General features: G+C 66.2%; 13 protein-coding genes and 1 pseudogene. 6 read left to right on the forward strand and 8 right to left on the reverse strand.

The genetic code is table 11. The features are described from left to right. The first annotated feature begins 1 nt into the window (after position 1). The 4 genes and pseudogenes from GGR61_RS04085 (at position 2) to GGR61_RS04100 (ending at position 6,029) form a co-directional block, all read left to right on the forward strand. Complete coding sequence (locus GGR61_RS04085; RefSeq protein WP_184620509.1) at positions 2-2,677, forward strand: M1 family metallopeptidase; 2,676 nt, start codon at positions 2-4, stop codon at positions 2,675-2,677. 66 nt (positions 2,678-2,743) lie between these two features. Beyond that, positions 2,744-3,262: pseudogene (locus GGR61_RS04090) on the forward strand (GNAT family protein); the annotation flags it as partial. 347 nt (positions 3,263-3,609) lie between these two features. Continuing rightward, on the forward strand, positions 3,610-4,518 hold the full coding sequence (locus GGR61_RS04095) for a TrmH family RNA methyltransferase (RefSeq protein ID WP_184407490.1): 909 nt from the start codon (positions 3,610-3,612) through the stop codon (positions 4,516-4,518). Beyond that, positions 4,518-6,029 carry a carboxylesterase family protein gene (locus GGR61_RS04100; protein ID WP_184620510.1) on the forward strand — a complete coding sequence of 504 codons (1,512 nt, stop codon included), beginning with the start codon at positions 4,518-4,520 and terminating at the stop codon, positions 6,027-6,029. The genes GGR61_RS04095 and GGR61_RS04100 overlap by 1 nt, the downstream gene beginning before the upstream one ends. A gap of 865 nt (positions 6,030-6,894) precedes the next feature. Here the strand turns inward: GGR61_RS04100 and GGR61_RS04105 are convergent. The 4 genes from GGR61_RS04105 to GGR61_RS04120 form a co-directional block, all read right to left on the reverse strand. Continuing rightward, complete coding sequence (locus tag GGR61_RS04105) at positions 6,895-8,313, reverse strand: M28 family peptidase (RefSeq protein WP_184407488.1); 1,419 nt, start codon at positions 8,311-8,313, stop codon at positions 6,895-6,897. 114 nt (positions 8,314-8,427) lie between these two features. Next, positions 8,428-8,859 carry a large-conductance mechanosensitive channel protein MscL gene (gene mscL / locus GGR61_RS04110; RefSeq protein WP_184407487.1) on the reverse strand — a complete coding sequence of 144 codons (432 nt, stop codon included), beginning with the start codon at positions 8,857-8,859 and terminating at the stop codon, positions 8,428-8,430. 60 nt (positions 8,860-8,919) lie between these two features. Beyond that, positions 8,920-9,633, reverse strand: coding sequence for a fumarylacetoacetate hydrolase family protein (locus GGR61_RS04115; RefSeq protein WP_184407486.1), 714 nt, complete (start codon positions 9,631-9,633; stop codon positions 8,920-8,922). A gap of 236 nt (positions 9,634-9,869) precedes the next feature. Next, positions 9,870-10,145, reverse strand: coding sequence for a hypothetical protein (locus GGR61_RS04120; protein ID WP_184407485.1), 276 nt, complete (start codon positions 10,143-10,145; stop codon positions 9,870-9,872). A gap of 242 nt (positions 10,146-10,387) precedes the next feature. On the opposite strand from GGR61_RS04120, the gene GGR61_RS04125 reads away from it, so the two are divergent. After that, a complete protein-coding gene (locus GGR61_RS04125) occupies positions 10,388-10,741 on the forward strand; it encodes a Rieske (2Fe-2S) protein (RefSeq protein WP_184407484.1) in 354 nt (117 codons plus the stop codon). Positions 10,742-11,094: 353 nt separating this feature from the next. On the opposite strand, the gene GGR61_RS04130 is transcribed toward GGR61_RS04125, so the two are convergent. The 4 genes from GGR61_RS04130 to thiS all read right to left on the reverse strand — a co-directional run bounded on the left by GGR61_RS04130 (position 11,095) and on the right by thiS (position 15,072). Then, entirely contained in the window at positions 11,095-12,957 is a 1,863-nt protein-coding gene (locus GGR61_RS04130; protein ID WP_184407483.1) for an SLC13 family permease, read from the reverse strand. A gap of 75 nt (positions 12,958-13,032) precedes the next feature. Beyond that, positions 13,033-13,791, reverse strand: a complete 759-nt coding sequence (gene trmB / locus GGR61_RS04135) for a tRNA (guanosine(46)-N7)-methyltransferase TrmB (RefSeq protein ID WP_184620511.1) — start codon at positions 13,789-13,791, stop codon at positions 13,033-13,035. A gap of 237 nt (positions 13,792-14,028) precedes the next feature. After that, the gene (locus tag GGR61_RS04140; protein ID WP_184407481.1) at positions 14,029-14,823 is read right to left on the reverse strand and encodes a thiazole synthase; all 795 of its coding nucleotides are present in this window, start codon (positions 14,821-14,823) and stop codon (positions 14,029-14,031) included. Between the two features lie 48 nt (positions 14,824-14,871). Continuing rightward, entirely contained in the window at positions 14,872-15,072 is a 201-nt protein-coding gene (gene thiS / locus GGR61_RS04145; RefSeq protein ID WP_184407480.1) for a sulfur carrier protein ThiS, read from the reverse strand. 190 nt (positions 15,073-15,262) lie between these two features. On the opposite strand from thiS, the gene GGR61_RS04150 reads away from it, so the two are divergent. Then, complete coding sequence (locus tag GGR61_RS04150; RefSeq protein ID WP_184620558.1) at positions 15,263-17,047, forward strand: autotransporter domain-containing protein; 1,785 nt, start codon at positions 15,263-15,265, stop codon at positions 17,045-17,047. The last annotated feature ends 89 nt before the right edge of the window (positions 17,048-17,136 follow it).

The raw sequence follows: 17,136 nt of genomic DNA on the forward strand, positions 1-17,136 counted from the left end.
GATGCGTCGTCTTGCCTGCCTGCTTGCACCTTCCCTCCTTGCGTTGTGCTGCGGCACCGCCATCGCGCAGTCGTCCGGCGAGCCGGTCCCCAACGGCAGGCTGCCGGCCTGGGCGGTGCCCGAGCGCTACAGCCTGGCGTTCAAGATCGACCCTGACCAGGCCGAGTTCAGCGGCCGCACCACCATCCGCGTGCAGCTCAAGCAGGCCTCCGATCACCTCTGGCTGCACGGCAAGGAATTGAAGGTCAGCAAGGTCACCGTCAAGCCGGGCAAGGGCAAGGCACTCACCGCACGCTACGTCGATGCCGATGCGCAGACCGGTGTGGTTCGCCTGGACTTCGGACGCACGCTCAAACCGCAGACGCTCACCGTGGACATCACCTACAGCGCGCCGCTCAATCGGCAGCTGCAGGGCCTGTACCAGGTGAAGTACCAGGGCCAGTCCTATGCGATGACGCAGATGGAGCCGATCAGCGCGCGCTATGCGTTTCCCGGTTTCGACGAGCCCGCGTTCAAGACCCCGTTCGATCTCAGCCTGACCGTGCCCACCGACGACCAGGCGCTGGCCAATACCATCGCCACCTCCAGCAAGCCGGCCGGCAAGGGCTGGAAGACGGTGACTTTCGCCCCGACCGTGCCGCTGCCGACCTATCTGGTCGCCTATGCTGCCGGCCCGTGGGATGTGGTGGACGTACCGGCCATGCCGGCCACCCCGCAGCGCCCCAATCCAACTCCGTTGCGCGGCATCGCCGCCAAGGGCCAGGGCCCGCGCATCACCCCGGCGCTGGACCAGACCCCGGCGATCATCGCCGCGCTGGAGGACTACTACGCCTTCGGCTATCCGTTCGACAAGCTCGACCTGGTCGCCGCCCCGGACTTCAGCGCCGGTGCGATGGAAAACCCCGGCTTTGTGACCTTCCGCGACTGGCTGCTGTTGCTGGACAAGGATTCACCTGCAGAGAACCTGCAGCGGTCCTTCAATACCAACGCGCATGAACTGGCCCACCAGTGGACCGGCGACACCGTCACCATGGCCTGGTGGGACGACCTGTGGTTGAACGAGGCGTTCGCCACCTGGATGCAGCAGAAGATCACCATGCAGCTGCACCCGGAATACCGCGCCAACCTGGACCGCATCGGCGGCGCGCAGCACGCGATGGACAACGACAGCCTGGTCAGTGCGCGCAAGATCCGCCAGCCGATCACCGGCAACGGCGATATCGAAACCGCCTTCGACGGCATCACCTATCAAAAGGGTGCGGCGGTGCTGGGCATGTTCGAGGCGTTCGTCGGCGAAGACGTGTTCCGCGAAGGCATGCGTGCGTATATCGCCAAGCATCAATTCGGTAGCGCCACCGCCGATGATCTGGTCGATGCGATCGCTGCCGCCGCCGGCAAGGGCGATGATTTCAAGGCCGCATTCCGCAGCTTCCTCGACCAGCCGGGCGTGCCGTATCTGCAGGCCCAGATGGCGCGCGAAGACGGCAAGACCGTGGTCAAGCTGCAGCAGCAGCGGTATTTGCCGCTGGGTTCGACCGGTTCCACCGCGCAACAATGGGGCGTGCCGGTGTGCGTGAAGTACGGCAAGGGCAAGAACCAGGTCGGCACCGCCTGCCAGATGCTGGAAAGCGGCAGCGGCAGCATCGTGCTGGAAGGCGCCGGCAAGAACACCTGGGTGTTCCCGAACGCGCGTGGTGCCGGCTATTACCGCTTCAGCCTGCCGAAAAAGCAGCTGGCCGCTCTGGGCAAGCAGGTCGGCCAGCTCGACGACAGCGAGCAGCTGGCCTACGCCGATGCGATCGATGCGGCCTACCGCCACGGCGACGCGGACAGCGATGCGGTATTGATGGCGATCAAGCAACTGGCCCCGTCTGCATCGTCCGATGTCTCGACCGCGCTGGTGGATCGCTTCCTGTGGATCTGGCGTTACCAGACCACCACCGAGGCGCAGCGCGGCGCGTTGCGCAAGGTCGCCGAACAGGCCTATTTGCCGCGCCTGCGTCAGTTGGGCTATACGCGGCGCAACGGTGAGTCGATCGACGACACCACGTTGCGTTCGTCGCTGGTCGGCCTGTTTGCGCTGCGCCTGCAGAACGCGGAAGTGCGCAAGGCGCTGCTCGCCCAGGGCGATGCGGTGCTGTCCGGCGGCAACGGGGCGCTGGATTTCTCTGCGGCCAACCCGGACCTGCTCGGCACCGCACTGGCGGTCACCGCGCAGGAACGCGGCGCGCCCGCAGTGCAGTCGCTGATCGAGGCATTGCGCACGCACGCCGACCCCGCGCAGCGCAACGCCATGATCGCTGCATTGGGCACCGTGCAGGACCCGGCGCTGCTCAAGCAGGTGCGCGACTTCGCGCTCACCGACGCGATCAAGGTGGGCGAGATGAAGAGCCTGCTGACCCGCGGGCACACTGATGAGGCCTCGCATGATTCGATGTGGCCGTGGTTCACCGCCAACTTCGATCGCATCGTGCAGCGCAGCGGTTCGTTCGACGGCGGTGGTCTGCCGGCGCTCGGCGCATCCGGCGGCTGCAGCGTGGAAGAGGCCGACCGCCTGGATGCCTTCTTCAAGCCGCGCCTGGCAACGCTCAGCGGCGCCGATCGCGGCTTGGCGCAGACCGGCGAAACCATCCGCCTGTGCGCCGCGCTCAAGCAGGCGCAAACCGCCAAGCGCTGAGTTGCGACGTGCGGTCAGTGCGTGCAGCATCGGCAGTGTCGATGCTGCACGCATGAGGCCGAAGCGATGGACGAATCACTGATGCTGCACGGAGAGGGCTTCGTGTTGCGTCGCTGGCGTCAGTGCGACCTGGACGCCTTGTTGCGGCATGCCAACGACCCGCTGGTGCCGCGCGGATTGAGCGAGCGTTTCCCGCATCCGTACACGCGCACCGATGGCCAAGCCTTCCTGGCCGGAGACGTGGTCGATCTGCAGCATCCCGTGCTGGCCATCGAGATTGACGGCCAGGCCTGCGGCACGATCGCGGTGCGTCCAGGACAGGGCGAACGACGCTTTTGCGCCGACTTGGGATATTGGATCGGCAGCGCCTATTGGGGCCGTGGCTGGATGACACGCATCGTGGCGACGTATGTGGCCTGGGCAATGCAGACCTTGCCGCTCTATCGCGTCCAGGCCACCGTGCTCGATACCAACCCGGCATCGGCCAAGGTGCTGCTGCGCAACGGCTTCGTCGAAGAAGGCGTCAGCCGCTGCGCGATCGTGCGACCAGATGGATTGCACGACCTGCGTGTGTTCGCGCGTGTCGCCAAGCCAGTGGATGCATGCGCAATACCGTCAGTCGAACAGGATGACGCCCATGGTTACGCTCGATCGACTGCCTGTGGCCTGGGTGACCGCGCGCTGGATGACTGAGCTTGCAGCGGATTGCCTCGCTCGTACCGCGAGCGCCCGGGGACATCGCAGGGGCCAGGAAAATCGCGGCGTCGTCGACCGCTCCCCACGAGCAGGCGCACAAGTGGCTTACCATCGTCGCCACTGCCTGCAGCGCCGGTCATGCCGACCCTGCGGGACGACACGAACCACCGCAGTGGCGATGGGGCCGAAGCAGGCCTTGCCGGGACTGCACAGCACGCGAACTTCTGGATACAACGATGACACAGCATGATGGACGTGGCGGACGCCCGCCGCGCGATGGCGGCAGCTCTGGCGCCTCGCACAATCCCTGGGGCCGCGCCGTGCCGCGCGCGCCTGCGCAGCGGCCGCCGGCGCAGTCCGCGCCGGTAGCCGCACCGCCTGCATCGCCACCGCCCGGTGGCAACGCGCGCGAAGTGCGGCTTTACGGCATCAATGCGGTGCAGGCCGTGTTCAAGGCGCGTCCGCAGGCGGTGCGCAAGCTGTATCTGAGCGAGGCGCGTATTCCGCAGTTCAAGGCGCTGTTGGCCTGGTGCGTTGCGCAGCGCATCGGCTACCGCGTGGTCGAGGACGCCGACCTCAGCAAGCTCGCCGCCAGTGCGCATCACGAGGGTGTGGTGGCCGAGGTGCTGCGCGTCACCCCGCAGCCGTTGCAGGACTGGCTGGCGGCGTTGCCGCAGGGGCCGGTGCTGGCGCTATGGCTGGATGGTGTGGGCAACCCGCACAACTTCGGCGCGATCCTGCGCTCGTCTGCGCACTTTGGCGTGGCCGGTCTGCTGCTGCCGGCCGGCTCCACCCTGGGGCTGTCCGGCGCGGCGGCGCGTGTGGCCGAGGGCGGCGCCGAAGCAGTGCCGTTGGTGCAGTTGCCCGAAACCGTCGAGGCGATGGCGCAGTTGCGTCAGGCCGGTTTCGCCGTGGCCGCCACGCTGGTGGAGGGCGGCCAGGATGTGTTCGCCGCCGCATTGCCGCAGCGGCTGGTGTACGTGATGGGCGCAGAGAGCGAGGGCATGGACCGCCAGTTCGCGCGCGATTGCGACCTGCAGTTGTCCATCCGTGGCAGCGGCCAGGTCGAAAGTCTCAATGTGGCCTCGGCCACTGCGGTCTTCCAGGCCGCCTGGTGCGCCCGCGCGCTTGCCGGGCAGGCGTGATGCGCCTGTCTGCCTGGTTGCTTGCCGCCAGCTGCGCCGTGAGCGCGACGGTCGATGCGGCCGGGCCGTCCAGGCCTGCCGCGCCGCCGCAGGTACGCACCGACCACGGTGCGGTGCGTGGGCAATGGCAGGACGACGGTAGCGCGGTGTTCCGGGGGATCCCGTTCGCTGCGCCGCCGCTGGGCACGCTGCGCTGGAAGCCGCCGCAACCGCTGGCTGCATGGTCGACGGTGCGCGATGCCACCCATGCGGCCAGACCCTGCGTCCAGCCCGCCTTGGGCTGGAACAACGCGATGGCCAAACGTGGCAGCGAAGATTGCCTGTATGTCGAAGTACAGACGCCGCAGTTGCAGCCCAGCGAACCGTTGCCGGTGCTGGTGTGGATACACGGCGGTGCCAATGTGGCCGGCGGCGCGGACGGGCATCTGCCCACCAACCTGGTTGCGCAGCGGATGCTGGTGGTCACGCTGCAGTATCGGCTCGGTGCGCTGGGGTTCCTGTCGCTGCCCGAATTGCGCGATGGCGACCACGCAGCGGCTGGCAACTATGCCTTGCTCGATCAGATCGCCGCGCTGCAATGGGTGCGCGACAACATCGCCCGGTTCGGTGGTGACCCTGCGCGCGTCACCATCGCCGGGCAGTCGGCCGGCGGGCAGGACGTGGGTTTGCTGATGCTCAGCCCGCTTGCACGCGGCCTGTTTTCTGCGGCGATCGAGCAGAGCGGCACGGCGGGCTTCGGGCTGCCTGCACGCAGCCTGGAGGAAAATCGCAGCCTGGGCGTGCGCATCGCCGAGCGCGCAGGCATCGAGGACGCTGCGACGCGCCTGACGCAATTGCGCGCACTACCGGCCGACCGATTGCTCACGGCTGCGCAGGGCATCGACGTGCCGTCACTGGATGACGATGGCTACATCTGGCTACAGGCCGTTGTCGATGGACGCGTGCTGCCAGATGCGCCGGCCGACATGCTGGCGGCCGGCGCACAGGCCAAGGTGCCGTTATTGATCGGCTATGTGGTGCAGGAGCTGGAATACGGCGGCAAGCAGGGTGCGCAGGCACGTCTGCGCCGCGACTATCCCGCGCAGGCCGACGCCGTGCTGCAGGTGCAACGCAACCATCAGGTGCAGCGCGCTGCACGTCAAGGCGATGCGGCGATGCAGCTGTCCACCGATCTGACGTTCCGTTGTCCGGCCCTCGCTGTCGCGCGCCAGCAGGCCGCGCTCGGCGTGCCGGTCTGGCATTACCTGTTCGACACCGCCGCGCCTGGCGGGCGGGTGACCCACAGCGCCGAGCTGCCGTTCCTGTTCAAGGGGCTGCCGATCGGTCAACCGCCGGTGAACCTGCAGCGCTATTGGGCCGCCTTCGTGCAGTCCGGCAACCCGAACACCAAGGGCTTGCCGGCCTGGCCGACATTCGCTGCGGGGAACGCGGCGTTGCAGTTCGACGCCAGTGGCGTGCAGCCGATCGAGGATGCGCGCTCGCCTGTGTGCGCCGAGGTGTCTCTGCCATAGCCGTCGCGCGTACGGCACAGCAGTGACGCGCAGCCGACGTTCATGCGCGTGGGTCAGCGGGTCCGATACAGATATCGCACCGTTGCCCGCAGTGCACCTGGCAGTCAAGTGGACGGTGCGCAATCGCGCGCCGATCCACGTTCAACCATTCCAGCCTGCATCGAGCGCATGCGCCTGCTCGCGTGCTCGGCGGACATCACGACAGACACCCAGCGCATCGCAGCAGATGCACGCGAACTGACGACGAACATCCATCCCGCAACGCCTCACCCTGTTGCGAACGTCCGTGCAGGTATGTCGATTGGGTATGCGCCTGCCTAGGGCGTGCTTTGGCGGCCAAGACGTCTTCGGCGAGATGCGCCGTTTCCGTCTCGCGACGGCAGCACGACGCGGCCCACCGGACACCGCCGCACTTAGAGCAGCTAACAAAACCTAGCGAGCGAGCGCCTGTCAGTGAGTGCAGTGGTTTTGTCGGTCGTATCTTGGTGGATGCAGTCAAAAGTCCAGATCAAACACTGAGTGGGTCGAATGCGCGGTGCCCTCGCTGCTCGCGGGACACGCCGTGAATCCATCCCTGGAGGCTCGGTGGCGGCATCCATGCCGCCACACGGTCCCGCCAGCGGCGAGGACACCGCAGCAGAGACTCCGCTGGTTGCTGTGTTTAAACCCATGCATGCCGACCATCTCGACTGGTCCTTGCCCGCCCAGCGTCGCGGGACCTTACGCGGCATGGATGCCGCGTAAGAGCTCACAAGGACGTACTTGCAGCGTGTCCCGCGACGCTGGGCGGGCAAGGGCCCAGCAGCCAGGCCGCAGATCAGCCGACCTGCAGTAGGCTGACGCGAAGTCGTTTTGTTAGCCGCTTTTACTCCCTCGGCGGTTGCACATCCTTCGCGCGGCTACCGAAATCGCCATCCGCTTCGGCGGCCAGATACGCGAACACCGTGTAGGCAGCGACGTTCTGCGCGAGCGCCTTCGGGTCGATCTTGTCCAGCGTGTCGTCGGCGGTGTGGTGCAGATCGAAGTAGTCGGTGCCGTCCTGTGCAAGCCACGCCCACGCACCGCCCTTGGCGGAAATCGGGCCGACATCCGGGCCGGGACCACCCTTGTCCGGCGTATACGCGATGCCCAACGGTGCGAGCACGTCGGCGATCTGCCTGGTGGCTGCGCGGGATTCTTCCGGCGCCGCAGAACCGGTGTTGAACGCATAGATGCGCCCGGCACCGAAGTCGCTCTCCGCACCGATCTGATGCAGCGCCATGTCCTTGGCATCCCTGCCGTGGGCCGCCGCATACGCTTTGCCGCCGTACAGGCCTTGCTCCTCGTTGGCAAAGGCCACCACGCGGATGGTGCGCCTGGGTGCCTGCTTGAGCTGGCCGATCAGGTGGCCTGCGGCCATGGTGATCGCCACGCCTGCACCATCGTCGATGGCGCCGGTGCCCAGATCCCACGAATCCAGGTGTCCGCCGATCACCACCACTTCCTTCGGCTTGCTGCGTCCGGTGATTTCGCCGATCACGTTGTACGAGGTCGCAGTGCCGTCCCAGCCGCAATCCAGTGCCAGGCGCACACGCGTGCTGCCCAGTGCGGTCAGGCGCGCGAGCTGGTTGGCATCGGGCACCGACAATGCCGCTGCCGGTACCGGCGTCACGCCGTCATCGAAGCGGGTGATGCCGGTATGCGGCACGCGGTGCGAGTCGGTGCCGGCCGAGCGCATCACAAACCCGATCGCGCCCTTGCGGATCGCTTCCGACGGCCCCTTGCTGCGCACTGCGCCGCCATTGCCGTAATCCTTGCCGTCGCGCGCCTTGATCATCTGGTAATCGACAAACGCGATCTTGCCGGCCAGCGAGCCGGCCGGTGCCGCCTGCAGCGCGGCCAGGTTTTCGAAGCGCACCACCTCGCCTTCGACGGTGCCGCCAGGGCTGCCGCCCAATGCGGTGATGTGCAACGGCTGCGCATGCGCGCCGATCACCGCGGCCTGTTCGCTGCGACGCTGCCACTTGGGAAACGTCACCGGCTCGGTCCACACCTTGTCGAAGCCAAGCGACTGGAACTTGGCCTTGGCCCAGGCCACCGCGCGCGGATCGGCCTCGCCACCGGCAATGCGCGGTCCCACTTCGGTGGTCAACGATTCCACCACCGCAAAGCCGGTGTTATCGGCCAACGCCTGCTCGCGCAGCTGCGCAGCGGTACGCAACGCGCTGTCGGCAATGGTGGTCTGCGCGGCGAGCGCGGGGGAGCAGGCGAGTAGGGCAGAGATGGCAACAGCGAGGCGACGCATGCAGGGCGGCTCCAACGACAAGGGGGACCCCGAGCTTATCAGCGCAAGGTCCCCCTGCTGCGTGCGAAAGGTCATCCTCGTGCGCGATGTCGCGCAGTGGATGCGTCCGCTTGCTTACGGCACGTTCGGCGTTTTGAGGGTGTCGTTTTTCAGCGAGTCACGAATCTCGCGCAGCAGCAGCACTTCTTCGCTCGGACCTTTGGGAGCATCCGGTTTGCGCTGGGTAAAGCGGTTGATCAGCTTCACCACCAGAAAGATGGCGAAGGCAATGATCACGAACTGCACGACGGTATTGATGAAGTCGCCATAGCCGATCGCCACGGCGGGGATGTCCTTGCCGGTGGCATCGACTCCGGCCGGCTTGAGCACCCAGGCCAAGCTCGAGAAATCCACATTGCCGATGGCCCAGCCGATCGGCGGCATGATGATCTTCTCCACCAGCGCAGTGACGATCTTGCCGAACGCCGCGCCGATGACCACGCCCACTGCAAGGTCGATGACATTGCCACGCATCGCGAATTGTTTGAATTCGCTGACCATTCCCATAGCGCACTCCAGATGCGGTCGCGGACCAACTGCCGCACCCGAAGCGTAACCGGCCGCGTGTCAGCCCGCGATGACGCCGTGACGCTCGGCGACGTTTTCCAGGCGTGCACTGAACTGGTCGCCTGGCAGCAACGGGCCGACGCCGGCCGGCGTGCCCATGAAGATCAGATCGCCCGCGCGCAATGCATAGAGCTTGGAGAGCTCATGCAGAACCTCCGGCACGCTCCAGATCATCTGATCCAGCAACGACTGCTGACGCACCTGCCCATTGACCTCCAACGACAGGTTCAACGCCTCCAGCGCGCCGACTTCACCGGCATGCACCAGTTCGCTGACCGGTGCGGAATGATCGAACCCCTTGGCGATATCCCACGGCAAGCCCTTGGATTTGGCCACCGCTTGCAGATCGCGGCGGGTCAGATCCAGGCCCACGCCGTAGCCGTAGATCAAGCCATCGGCCTGCTCCACCGGCAACTCGCCAGCCGGCGCGTCGCTGCCCAGCGCCACTACCAGCTCCACTTCGTGGTGCAGCTCCTTGGTGCCGGGCGGATACGGAATGCGGTCGCCGTGACCGACCACGATGGCATCGGCGGGCTTCATGAAAAACGTCGGCTGGCCGCGCTCGTCTTTGGATGCGGGGGCGGTGGCGCCCATCTCGCGCGCATGGTCGGCGAAGTTACGGCCGACGCAGTAGATGCGGTGCACCGGAAAGCTGCCGCCGCCAACCACCGGAATGCGCGGAACATCGGCGGCGGGAATCACGTCGTGGGTCATGCGCGCATCCTTGAAGAACGGGGTGCATGAGTCTAGCTGTTTGATGATGGATGACGGAACCGTGGAGGCAACCGTACAACACGCTTCAGGCCACTGCCGCAGCGTGCGGACACTCGCCGGATGCATCGGGCAAGCACAAAAAACGGCACGTACGTGAGTGCGTGCCGTTTCCAACTCTCAGCAGTGCAGCGGCGTGGCGCCGTGTGGCGACAGTCAGAGGCTTGTGATGCCTGTGCTCAGTGCGACCAGGGCAGCGCGGGCTTGCGCACCACGTGGTACTCGGCATCGACCACGCGTGCGTGCTGTGGCGTGCGGCGGTTCGACTTGCTCAGCAGCTTCCAGGCGATGCCGCCCAGGATCATCGCCGCGCCGACGAACACGCTGAAGAAGATCAGCACCGCAAGGATGACCAGACCCGCCAGACCGGCGGCAACGCGCACCAATGGGTGACGCGGCTTGCGCGGTGCAAACAGGTGGTGCAGGTTGCCGAATTGGAAGATGCGTGCAGACATGGCGGTGGGCTGCCGGGGCAGGAAACAAGCGCGCAGTATCGTTGCGGTTTCATGTCATTGAGTGAAAAGTTCGTTAAACCGCGGCGCGTTTTGTTAAGTGGATCACAGTGCGCATGCGTCAGTAGGGTTGCAGTGACGACGGATGCAGGCAGATTGCGTCGAGGAAGGGGCGTGGACACGCTGCCGTGGTGCTAGGCAGATGCATGCCACAATCCTCGACCGCTCCAGATCCGCAGCCCGTCATGTCCTCGTCCTTGCCCGCCACGCTTGCCGTACTGACACAGATTCCCGATGCCGGATTTCTGGAAGTCGAAGCTCCCTGGGAGGGCGGCATGGAGTCGCTGGTGCTGTATCGCGACGGTGCGCAGGTGCGGGCGTGGTTGAACGTCTGCCCGCATGCCGGCAGACGCCTGGACTGGGCGCCTGGTCAGTTCCTCAAAACCAAAGAGGGTCACCTGGTCTGCGCAGCGCATGGCGCTGCGTTCGAGCTGCGCGGCGGCGAGTGCATCAGCGGGCCGTGTCGCGGCGAGTCGCTGCTGACGGTGCCGGTGCGCGTCGAGGGCGAACAGGTGGTGTTGGGAGAAGTGTCCGACTGAGCGACGCATGCGCTCCCGCATCGTCATCAGGCGGGGGCGGCTAGCGCACGCAATCGGCATGTGTCACTCGTGGATGCCATTCCTCTGGATCCCTCGCACCTGCACGACGGCGACGCGCTAAGCCACTCTAGCGGCTGGTGAATGTCGCGGGGTGCTGCGTATGCCCTTGGCGGTACGCATGAGAGTGTCGGCGGCACATCGCCGCATCCACCAGCGGGCCTGAAGCAGGCGCAAGCCATCGCCAGGCCGCGCCTTGACGAGAGAGGAGGGTGGGCGTGTGCCACTGCCAATGAAGGTGTCGCAGCCATGCGTATCGGTCCACGCATCTCCGTGCAGCTGACCAAGGCGCCGACTCAGCGCGCCGCCCACCAGAACATCAGATTGATCATCGACACCATCACCACGATGTAGATCAGCGACAGCGGTGCGCCAACGCGCCACAGCTCGCGCGGCTGATAGTTGGCCGGGCCGGCCACCATCGAGATCACCGGGTTGGAGGCGGTCATCAGATTGTTGGATGCCGACAACGCCACGATCAGCGCGAATGCGGTGGGATTGCCGTTGGCCGCCAGCGCCAGATTGACCGCGATCGGCACCATCACGATGGTCGCGCCCACGTGGCTGATCACCAGCGAAAACGCGGTGGTCAGCAAGGCAAGGCTGATTTCCAGCGCCCATACCGGGATGCCATCGGGCAGGCGGTCGATGGTGTGGCCGGCGACCCAGGCGGCGGTGCCGCTGCTGTCCATCGCCCAGCCCAGCGGAATCAGCCCGGCCATCATGAAGATGGTCTTCCAGTTGATCGACGCATAGGCCTCGTCCATGCGCAGCACGCCGCTGACCAGCATGCAGGCCACCCCGGTCATCAGCGTCAGCGCCACCGGCAGCCGCGAGGTCAGTGCGATCAGGATGGTGAAAGCGAAGATCGCCATCGCGATCTTGAACTTGTGCGGGCGCTGCTCGCCCTTGGGGAAGTCGGTGACCGGCACGAAGTCGCGGCTTTCCGCCGCCTGTGCCAGGTCTTGCCAGATACTGTGGAAGACCAGCATGTCGCCAGCCCGCAACGGCACGTTGCGCACGTCCTCGCGGATGACCTGCTTGTCGCGGTTGATCGCCAGCAGGCTGATGCCGCTCTGCTTGCGCAGGCGCAGTTCGCCCGCGCTCTTGCCGATCAGGCGCGAGTTCGGCGGAACCACTGCCTCTGAAATGCCGGCCAGGCTGGGATTGAACAGGTCGCCCAGATTGCGCAGCCGCGAAGACATGCGCAGGAAATGGTTCTGCGCGAAATCGGTCACTTCCTGACGCTTGCCCATCGCACCGAGCACGCTACCGACCCAGATACGCATGTCCGCCGGCGGCGCCAGCCGGGTGTCGTTGCCGGTCTTGAGGGCCAGCAACAGGGGCGCATCGTGAATCGCTTCGGCTTCTCCCAGGGTCATGCCGACCAATGGGCTTTCGGCGCTGACGATGAGTTCGAACACATCGCCATCGATGCCATAGGTCTTGGCGAAATAGCTTTCGGTGCGCGAGGGCGTGACGCCTTCGTTGATCAGGTTTTCCTCTTCGATCAGCTTGCGATCGCCGTAGAAGCGGAAGTACAGCAATGCGGCGATCAGCAACGCCACGCCGATCGGCAGCGGCGCGAACATCGTCAACGGCTCGATGCTGGCCATGCCCGAGGGCAGGTTGTTGTTGGCCGACACCAGCAGATCGTTGAGCAGGATCAACGGCGAATTGCCCACCATGGTGAGCGCGCCGCCCATCACGATGGCCGCCGCGATCGGCAGCAACATGCGCTGCAAGGTCAGGCCGGTGCGCGCTGCAAGGCGCGAGGCGACCGGCAGATACAAGGCCATCACCGACGGGTTCTGCATGAACGAGGAATTCAAACCGGAGATGGCCAGCGTCATCATCATCAAGCGTTGTTCGCTGCCATGCGAACGCCGCAGCAACCAGGTCGCCAAACGGTTCAACGCGCCGGTGCGCTCCAGCCCCGCCCCCAGAATGGTGGTGGCGATGATGCTCATCACCGCATTACCGGAAAAACCACCGAACAGTTCTTCCGGCGCTACCAGGCCGGTCACGCCGAGCACCACCAGCACGATCAACGCCACCACGTCGGCGCGGATGCGCTCGAACAGGAACATCGCCATCGTGAAACCGACCAGCCCGAGGACGAGCTTCATATCGGTGGTCAGTGTCAGCGCGGTGTCCATTGGGGGCCGGGATTCGTGATTCGGGAGTGGGGATTCGTTGAGCTGCTGCGGCGTCGAGTGTGCGGGAAGGCGCTGTTACGAATCCCCAATCCCTACTCCCGAATCCCGGTCATAAACCAGATCCCACACGCCGTGGCCGAGCTTCTGGCCGCGCGTTTCGAAGTGGGTCTGCGGGCGCCAGGCGGGGCGTTCGACGTGGCCGCGCGGGCCGGCGCGATTGACCAGGCCTGCGGTGGTGTCGAGCACATCCCACATCTGTTCGGCGTAATCGGCCCAGTCGGTGGCCGCGTGCAGGCGGCCGCCATCGCGCAGCTTGCGCACCACCAGCTGCGCGAACGCCGGCTGGATCAGGCGGCGCTTGTTGTGGCGCTTCTTGTGCCACGGATCGGGGAAATAGATGCGCACTTCGTCCAGCGCGCCATCGGCGATCTCGTGCTCGAGTACTTCCACCGCATCATGGTGATAGAGGCGCACATGCGTGCTGCCGTCCTCGTCCAAGGCGTTGAGCAGGCGGCCGACGCCGGGCGCATGCACCTCGATGCCGATGTAGTCGCGGCTGGGGTCGTGCTGCGCGGCAAAGCGCAACGCTGCGCCATTGCCGAAGCCAATTTCCAGCACCTTGGGCGCAGTGCGCCCGAACGCCGCATCGAGATCGCGCGGCGCTCCGGTGTAGTCCAGGCCGAAGCGCGGCCACAACTCATCGAATGCACGTTGCTGCGCTGGCGTGAAGCGCCCCTGGCGCAGCACGAAGCTACGCACCTGCCGGCGGCCCTCTTCGATGGTGAAGGGCTTGGGCGGCATCTTGGCGCCGTCGCTGGTGAAGGGGTCAGTCATCAATTAAGTCACGTCAGAAAACAAAGCCACTCTCCCGTCGGGGCGAGGAGGCGCAGCTTGCGCGCCGTGGGCGCGCGTGCCTGGGAGCGCCCGCGACGCCGGCGCGGGCCGGGGCGCGGAGCGGGGGTTGGGGTGAGGCAGTGTCTGCCGCCACACGCAATCGATCGACGGCAGGATCCGGCACGGCATACGGCCCAGCATTGCGCATCGACTGCAATGTCAACGCAGCACGCCCGCTCATCCGATCACACCATCCACCGGGCTGGAGGCGGATGCATAGCGCTTGCGTGGAATCCGCCCGGCCAGGAATGCTTCGCGCCCCGCCTCGATCGCCTTGCGCATCGCGCTCGCCATCAGGATCGGATCGCGTGCGCCGGCAATGGCGGTGTTCATCAATACGCCATCGCAGCCCAGCTCCATTGCGATCGCTGCATCCGAAGCGGTGCCTACGCCGGCATCGACGATGATCGGCACCTTGGCGTTTTCGATGATTTCCAGCAGGTTGTACTTGTTCTGGATGCCCAGCCCCGAGCCGATCGGCGCAGCCAGCGGCATCACCGCCACACAGCCGATCTCTTCCAGGCGCTTGGCCAGTATCGGATCGTCGGAGGTATAGACCATGACGTCGAAGCCGTCGGCCACCAGTTGCTCGGCGGCCTTGAGCGTCTGCACCACGTCCGGGTACAGCGTGCGCGCGTCGCCGAGCACTTCCAGCTTGGTGAGGTTGTGGCCGTCCAGCAGCTCGCGCGCCAGCCGGCAGGTGCGCACCGCATCGTCGGCGGTGTAGCAGCCGGCGGTGTTGGGCAGCAGCGTGTAGCGATCCGGCGGCAGCACGTCGAGCAGGCTGGGTGCGTTTGGGTCCTGGCCGATATTCACCCGGCGGATCGCCACGGTGACGATCTGCGCAGCGGCCGCTTCGGTGGCCAGGCGGGTTTCGTCCAGATCCTTGAACTTGCCGGTACCGGTCAGCAGGCGCGAACGGTAGGACTTGCCGGCGATGACCAGCGCATCAGAGGGGATGGGAGTGTTCATCGGGCAATTATCACCGATCGGGCGCGGATGCGCCGGTCTGCGCCGGCATCAACCGCCACCCAGTGCGTGCACGATCTCCACCACATCGCCGGCACCCAGCCGATGCGTGGCATGCCGTCCGCGCGATACGATTTCGCCATTGACCTCCACCGCCACGCGCCGCTGTGCAAGACCTTCCTGCTCCAGCAGGGTTGCCAGCAGCAAGTCGTCGGGAACATCGCGCGGGCTGCCGTTGAGTTGAATGTTCATGTCATCATTGTGGCATCGCGTGCCTTCAGAGCGCGCGTTTTTGCGTTATGCGGCAATGCAGCGTGAGCGCGGGCGGCGAGGGTGAAACCATAGGCCATTCGCCGGCGTACGTATGCGCGGCCGGTCCAGTTCCACACTACCTTGAGCAGGCACTTCCATGGCTTCAATTCGTCGTCCGATCCGTTCCCTGATGGCCGTTGCCATCGCCATCGCGGCCACCCCGGCCATGGCCGCGTCTGCCTTCGACCAGACCGTGTTCTTCGGTGACAGCCTCACCGACAGCGGCTACTACAACCCGCTGCTGCCGGCCGCCTCGCGCGCAGTCACCGGCAAGTTCACCACCAACCCGGGTTGGGTCTGGGCCGAATATGTGGCCGACCATTACGGCACCAATGCCGCGCCCAACGGCAATGGCCAGACCGGCGACAACTACGCTGCCGGCGGCGCCCGCATCCAGGCAAGCTCGGTCAGCGCGCTGGGCGCAGCGCCTTCGGTGACCAGCCAGATCAATGCCTACCTGAGCGCCAACGGCGGTCGGGCCAATCCGAATGCGCTGTACACCGTGTGGGGCGGTGCCAACGATCTGCTGGCCGCTGCCGCAGTGCCGGCCCAGGCGCAGACCATCATCGGTAATGCCGTGACCGCCCAGGTCGGCGCGGTCGGTGCGCTGCAGGCTGCCGGCGCGCGTTACGTCATGGTGCCGACCATTCCGGACGTGGGCATCACCCCGCGCTTCCGTGCCGGTGGCGCGGCCGCAATGGCCCAGGGCACGGGCGCTGCGACCGCGTACAATACCGCGCTGTTCAACGGCCTGCAGTCGGCCGGCCTGCGTGTGATCCCGGTCGATACCTTCCACATGCTGCAGGAAATCGTCGCCGATCCGGGCACCTACGGCTTCAGCAACGTCACCGGCACCGCCTGCAACCCGGCCGTGCAGCTGCCGGCCTGTAACCCGACCAGCCTGGTTGCGGCCAACGCGCAGAATACCTACGTGTTCGCCGACGGCATCCACCCGACCACCGCGGTCCATCAGATCCTGGGCCAGTACGCGATCTCGCTGCTGGAAGCGCCGCGTCTGCAGCAGGTGCTGACCCACTCGGCGCAGGCCGGTGGCCGCGCGCGCGCCGACCAGGTGGCCTGGCATCTGGACGGCAAGCCGGATGCCGACGGCCTGCGTTGGTGGGGCAGCGTGCGGGGCGACATGCAGCGTTACGACCACGCCGATCTGTACGACGGCATGGCCCCGGCCGGTCTGTTCGGCGTGGATTGGAGCGCCGGTGACCTGGTGTTCGGCGGCTTTGCCGGCTTCGGCCGCATGGACGCCGACTTCGGTAACCGCAACGGCAGCTTCAAGCAGGACGACACCACCCTGGGCGGCTTCTTCGGCTGGTACACCGGCCCGGTGTGGGTCAACGCGCAGGTCAGCTACAGCTGGCTGAGCTACGACGTCGACCGCGAAGTGCAGCTTGGGCCCGCCACCCGCGTGCACAGCGGCTCGCCGGACGGCAGCAACCTCACCGCTGCGCTCAACGCCGGCTACTCGCTGGGCGAAGGCAACGTCAAGTACGGCCCGGTGGTCGGCCTGACCTGGCAGAAGCTCAAGCTCGACGGCTATACCGAAAGCAACGAAAGCTCCACCGCACTGGGCTATGCCGACCAGGACGTGGACTCGCTGGTCGGCCGTATCGGCTTCCAGGTGCGCCTGGATGGCGCGGCGGTCAAGCCGTACCTGCAGGCGACCTACGACCACGAGTTCAAGGATGGCGGCGAAGCCAGCGCCTGGCTGCAGTCGATGCCGGAGGTGGGCATGTACACCGTGCCGGGCCAGAACTTCGATCGCAACTACGCCACCGTCGTGCTGGGTGCTCGTACCGGCCTGTGGGGCTTGCAAAGCAACGTCGGCCTGAGCACCACCACAGCCCAGCGCAGCGCCCGCGACGCCACCTTGTTCGTGAATTTCAGCGGCAACTTCTGATTTACGCACCACGCGTGTTGCAAACGAGGGCCGGGCAACCGGCCCTCGTCACGTCTGCGCATTGCGCCCGGCCCCCGCACCCGCCTAAA

It is taken from the genome of Xanthomonas sp. 3058 (genome assembly GCF_014199765.1).
GTDB lineage: Bacteria > Pseudomonadota > Gammaproteobacteria > Xanthomonadales > Xanthomonadaceae > Xanthomonas > Xanthomonas campestris_B.

Excerpts from the sequence above, each read along its gene's own strand:
- GGR61_RS04085 (WP_184620509.1), top strand. The coding sequence starts at position 2 with ATGCGTCGTCTTGCCTGCCTGCTTGCACCTTCCCTCCTTGCGTTGTGC.
- GGR61_RS04095 (WP_184407490.1), top strand. The coding sequence starts at position 3,610 with ATGACACAGCATGATGGACGTGGCGGACGCCCGCCGCGCGATGGCGGC.
- GGR61_RS04100 (WP_184620510.1), top strand. The coding sequence starts at position 4,518 with ATGCGCCTGTCTGCCTGGTTGCTTGCCGCCAGCTGCGCCGTGAGCGCG.
- GGR61_RS04105 (WP_184407488.1), bottom strand. The coding sequence starts at position 8,313 with ATGCGTCGCCTCGCTGTTGCCATCTCTGCCCTACTCGCCTGCTCCCCC.
- mscL (WP_184407487.1), bottom strand. The coding sequence starts at position 8,859 with ATGGGAATGGTCAGCGAATTCAAACAATTCGCGATGCGTGGCAATGTC.
- GGR61_RS04115 (WP_184407486.1), bottom strand. The coding sequence starts at position 9,633 with ATGACCCACGACGTGATTCCCGCCGCCGATGTTCCGCGCATTCCGGTG.
- GGR61_RS04120 (WP_184407485.1), bottom strand. The coding sequence starts at position 10,145 with ATGTCTGCACGCATCTTCCAATTCGGCAACCTGCACCACCTGTTTGCA.
- GGR61_RS04125 (WP_184407484.1), top strand. The coding sequence starts at position 10,388 with ATGTCCTCGTCCTTGCCCGCCACGCTTGCCGTACTGACACAGATTCCC.
- GGR61_RS04130 (WP_184407483.1), bottom strand. The coding sequence starts at position 12,957 with ATGGACACCGCGCTGACACTGACCACCGATATGAAGCTCGTCCTCGGG.
- trmB (WP_184620511.1), bottom strand. The coding sequence starts at position 13,791 with ATGACTGACCCCTTCACCAGCGACGGCGCCAAGATGCCGCCCAAGCCC.
- GGR61_RS04140 (WP_184407481.1), bottom strand. The coding sequence starts at position 14,823 with ATGAACACTCCCATCCCCTCTGATGCGCTGGTCATCGCCGGCAAGTCC.
- thiS (WP_184407480.1), bottom strand. The coding sequence starts at position 15,072 with ATGAACATTCAACTCAACGGCAGCCCGCGCGATGTTCCCGACGACTTG.
- GGR61_RS04150 (WP_184620558.1), top strand. The coding sequence starts at position 15,263 with ATGGCCGTTGCCATCGCCATCGCGGCCACCCCGGCCATGGCCGCGTCT.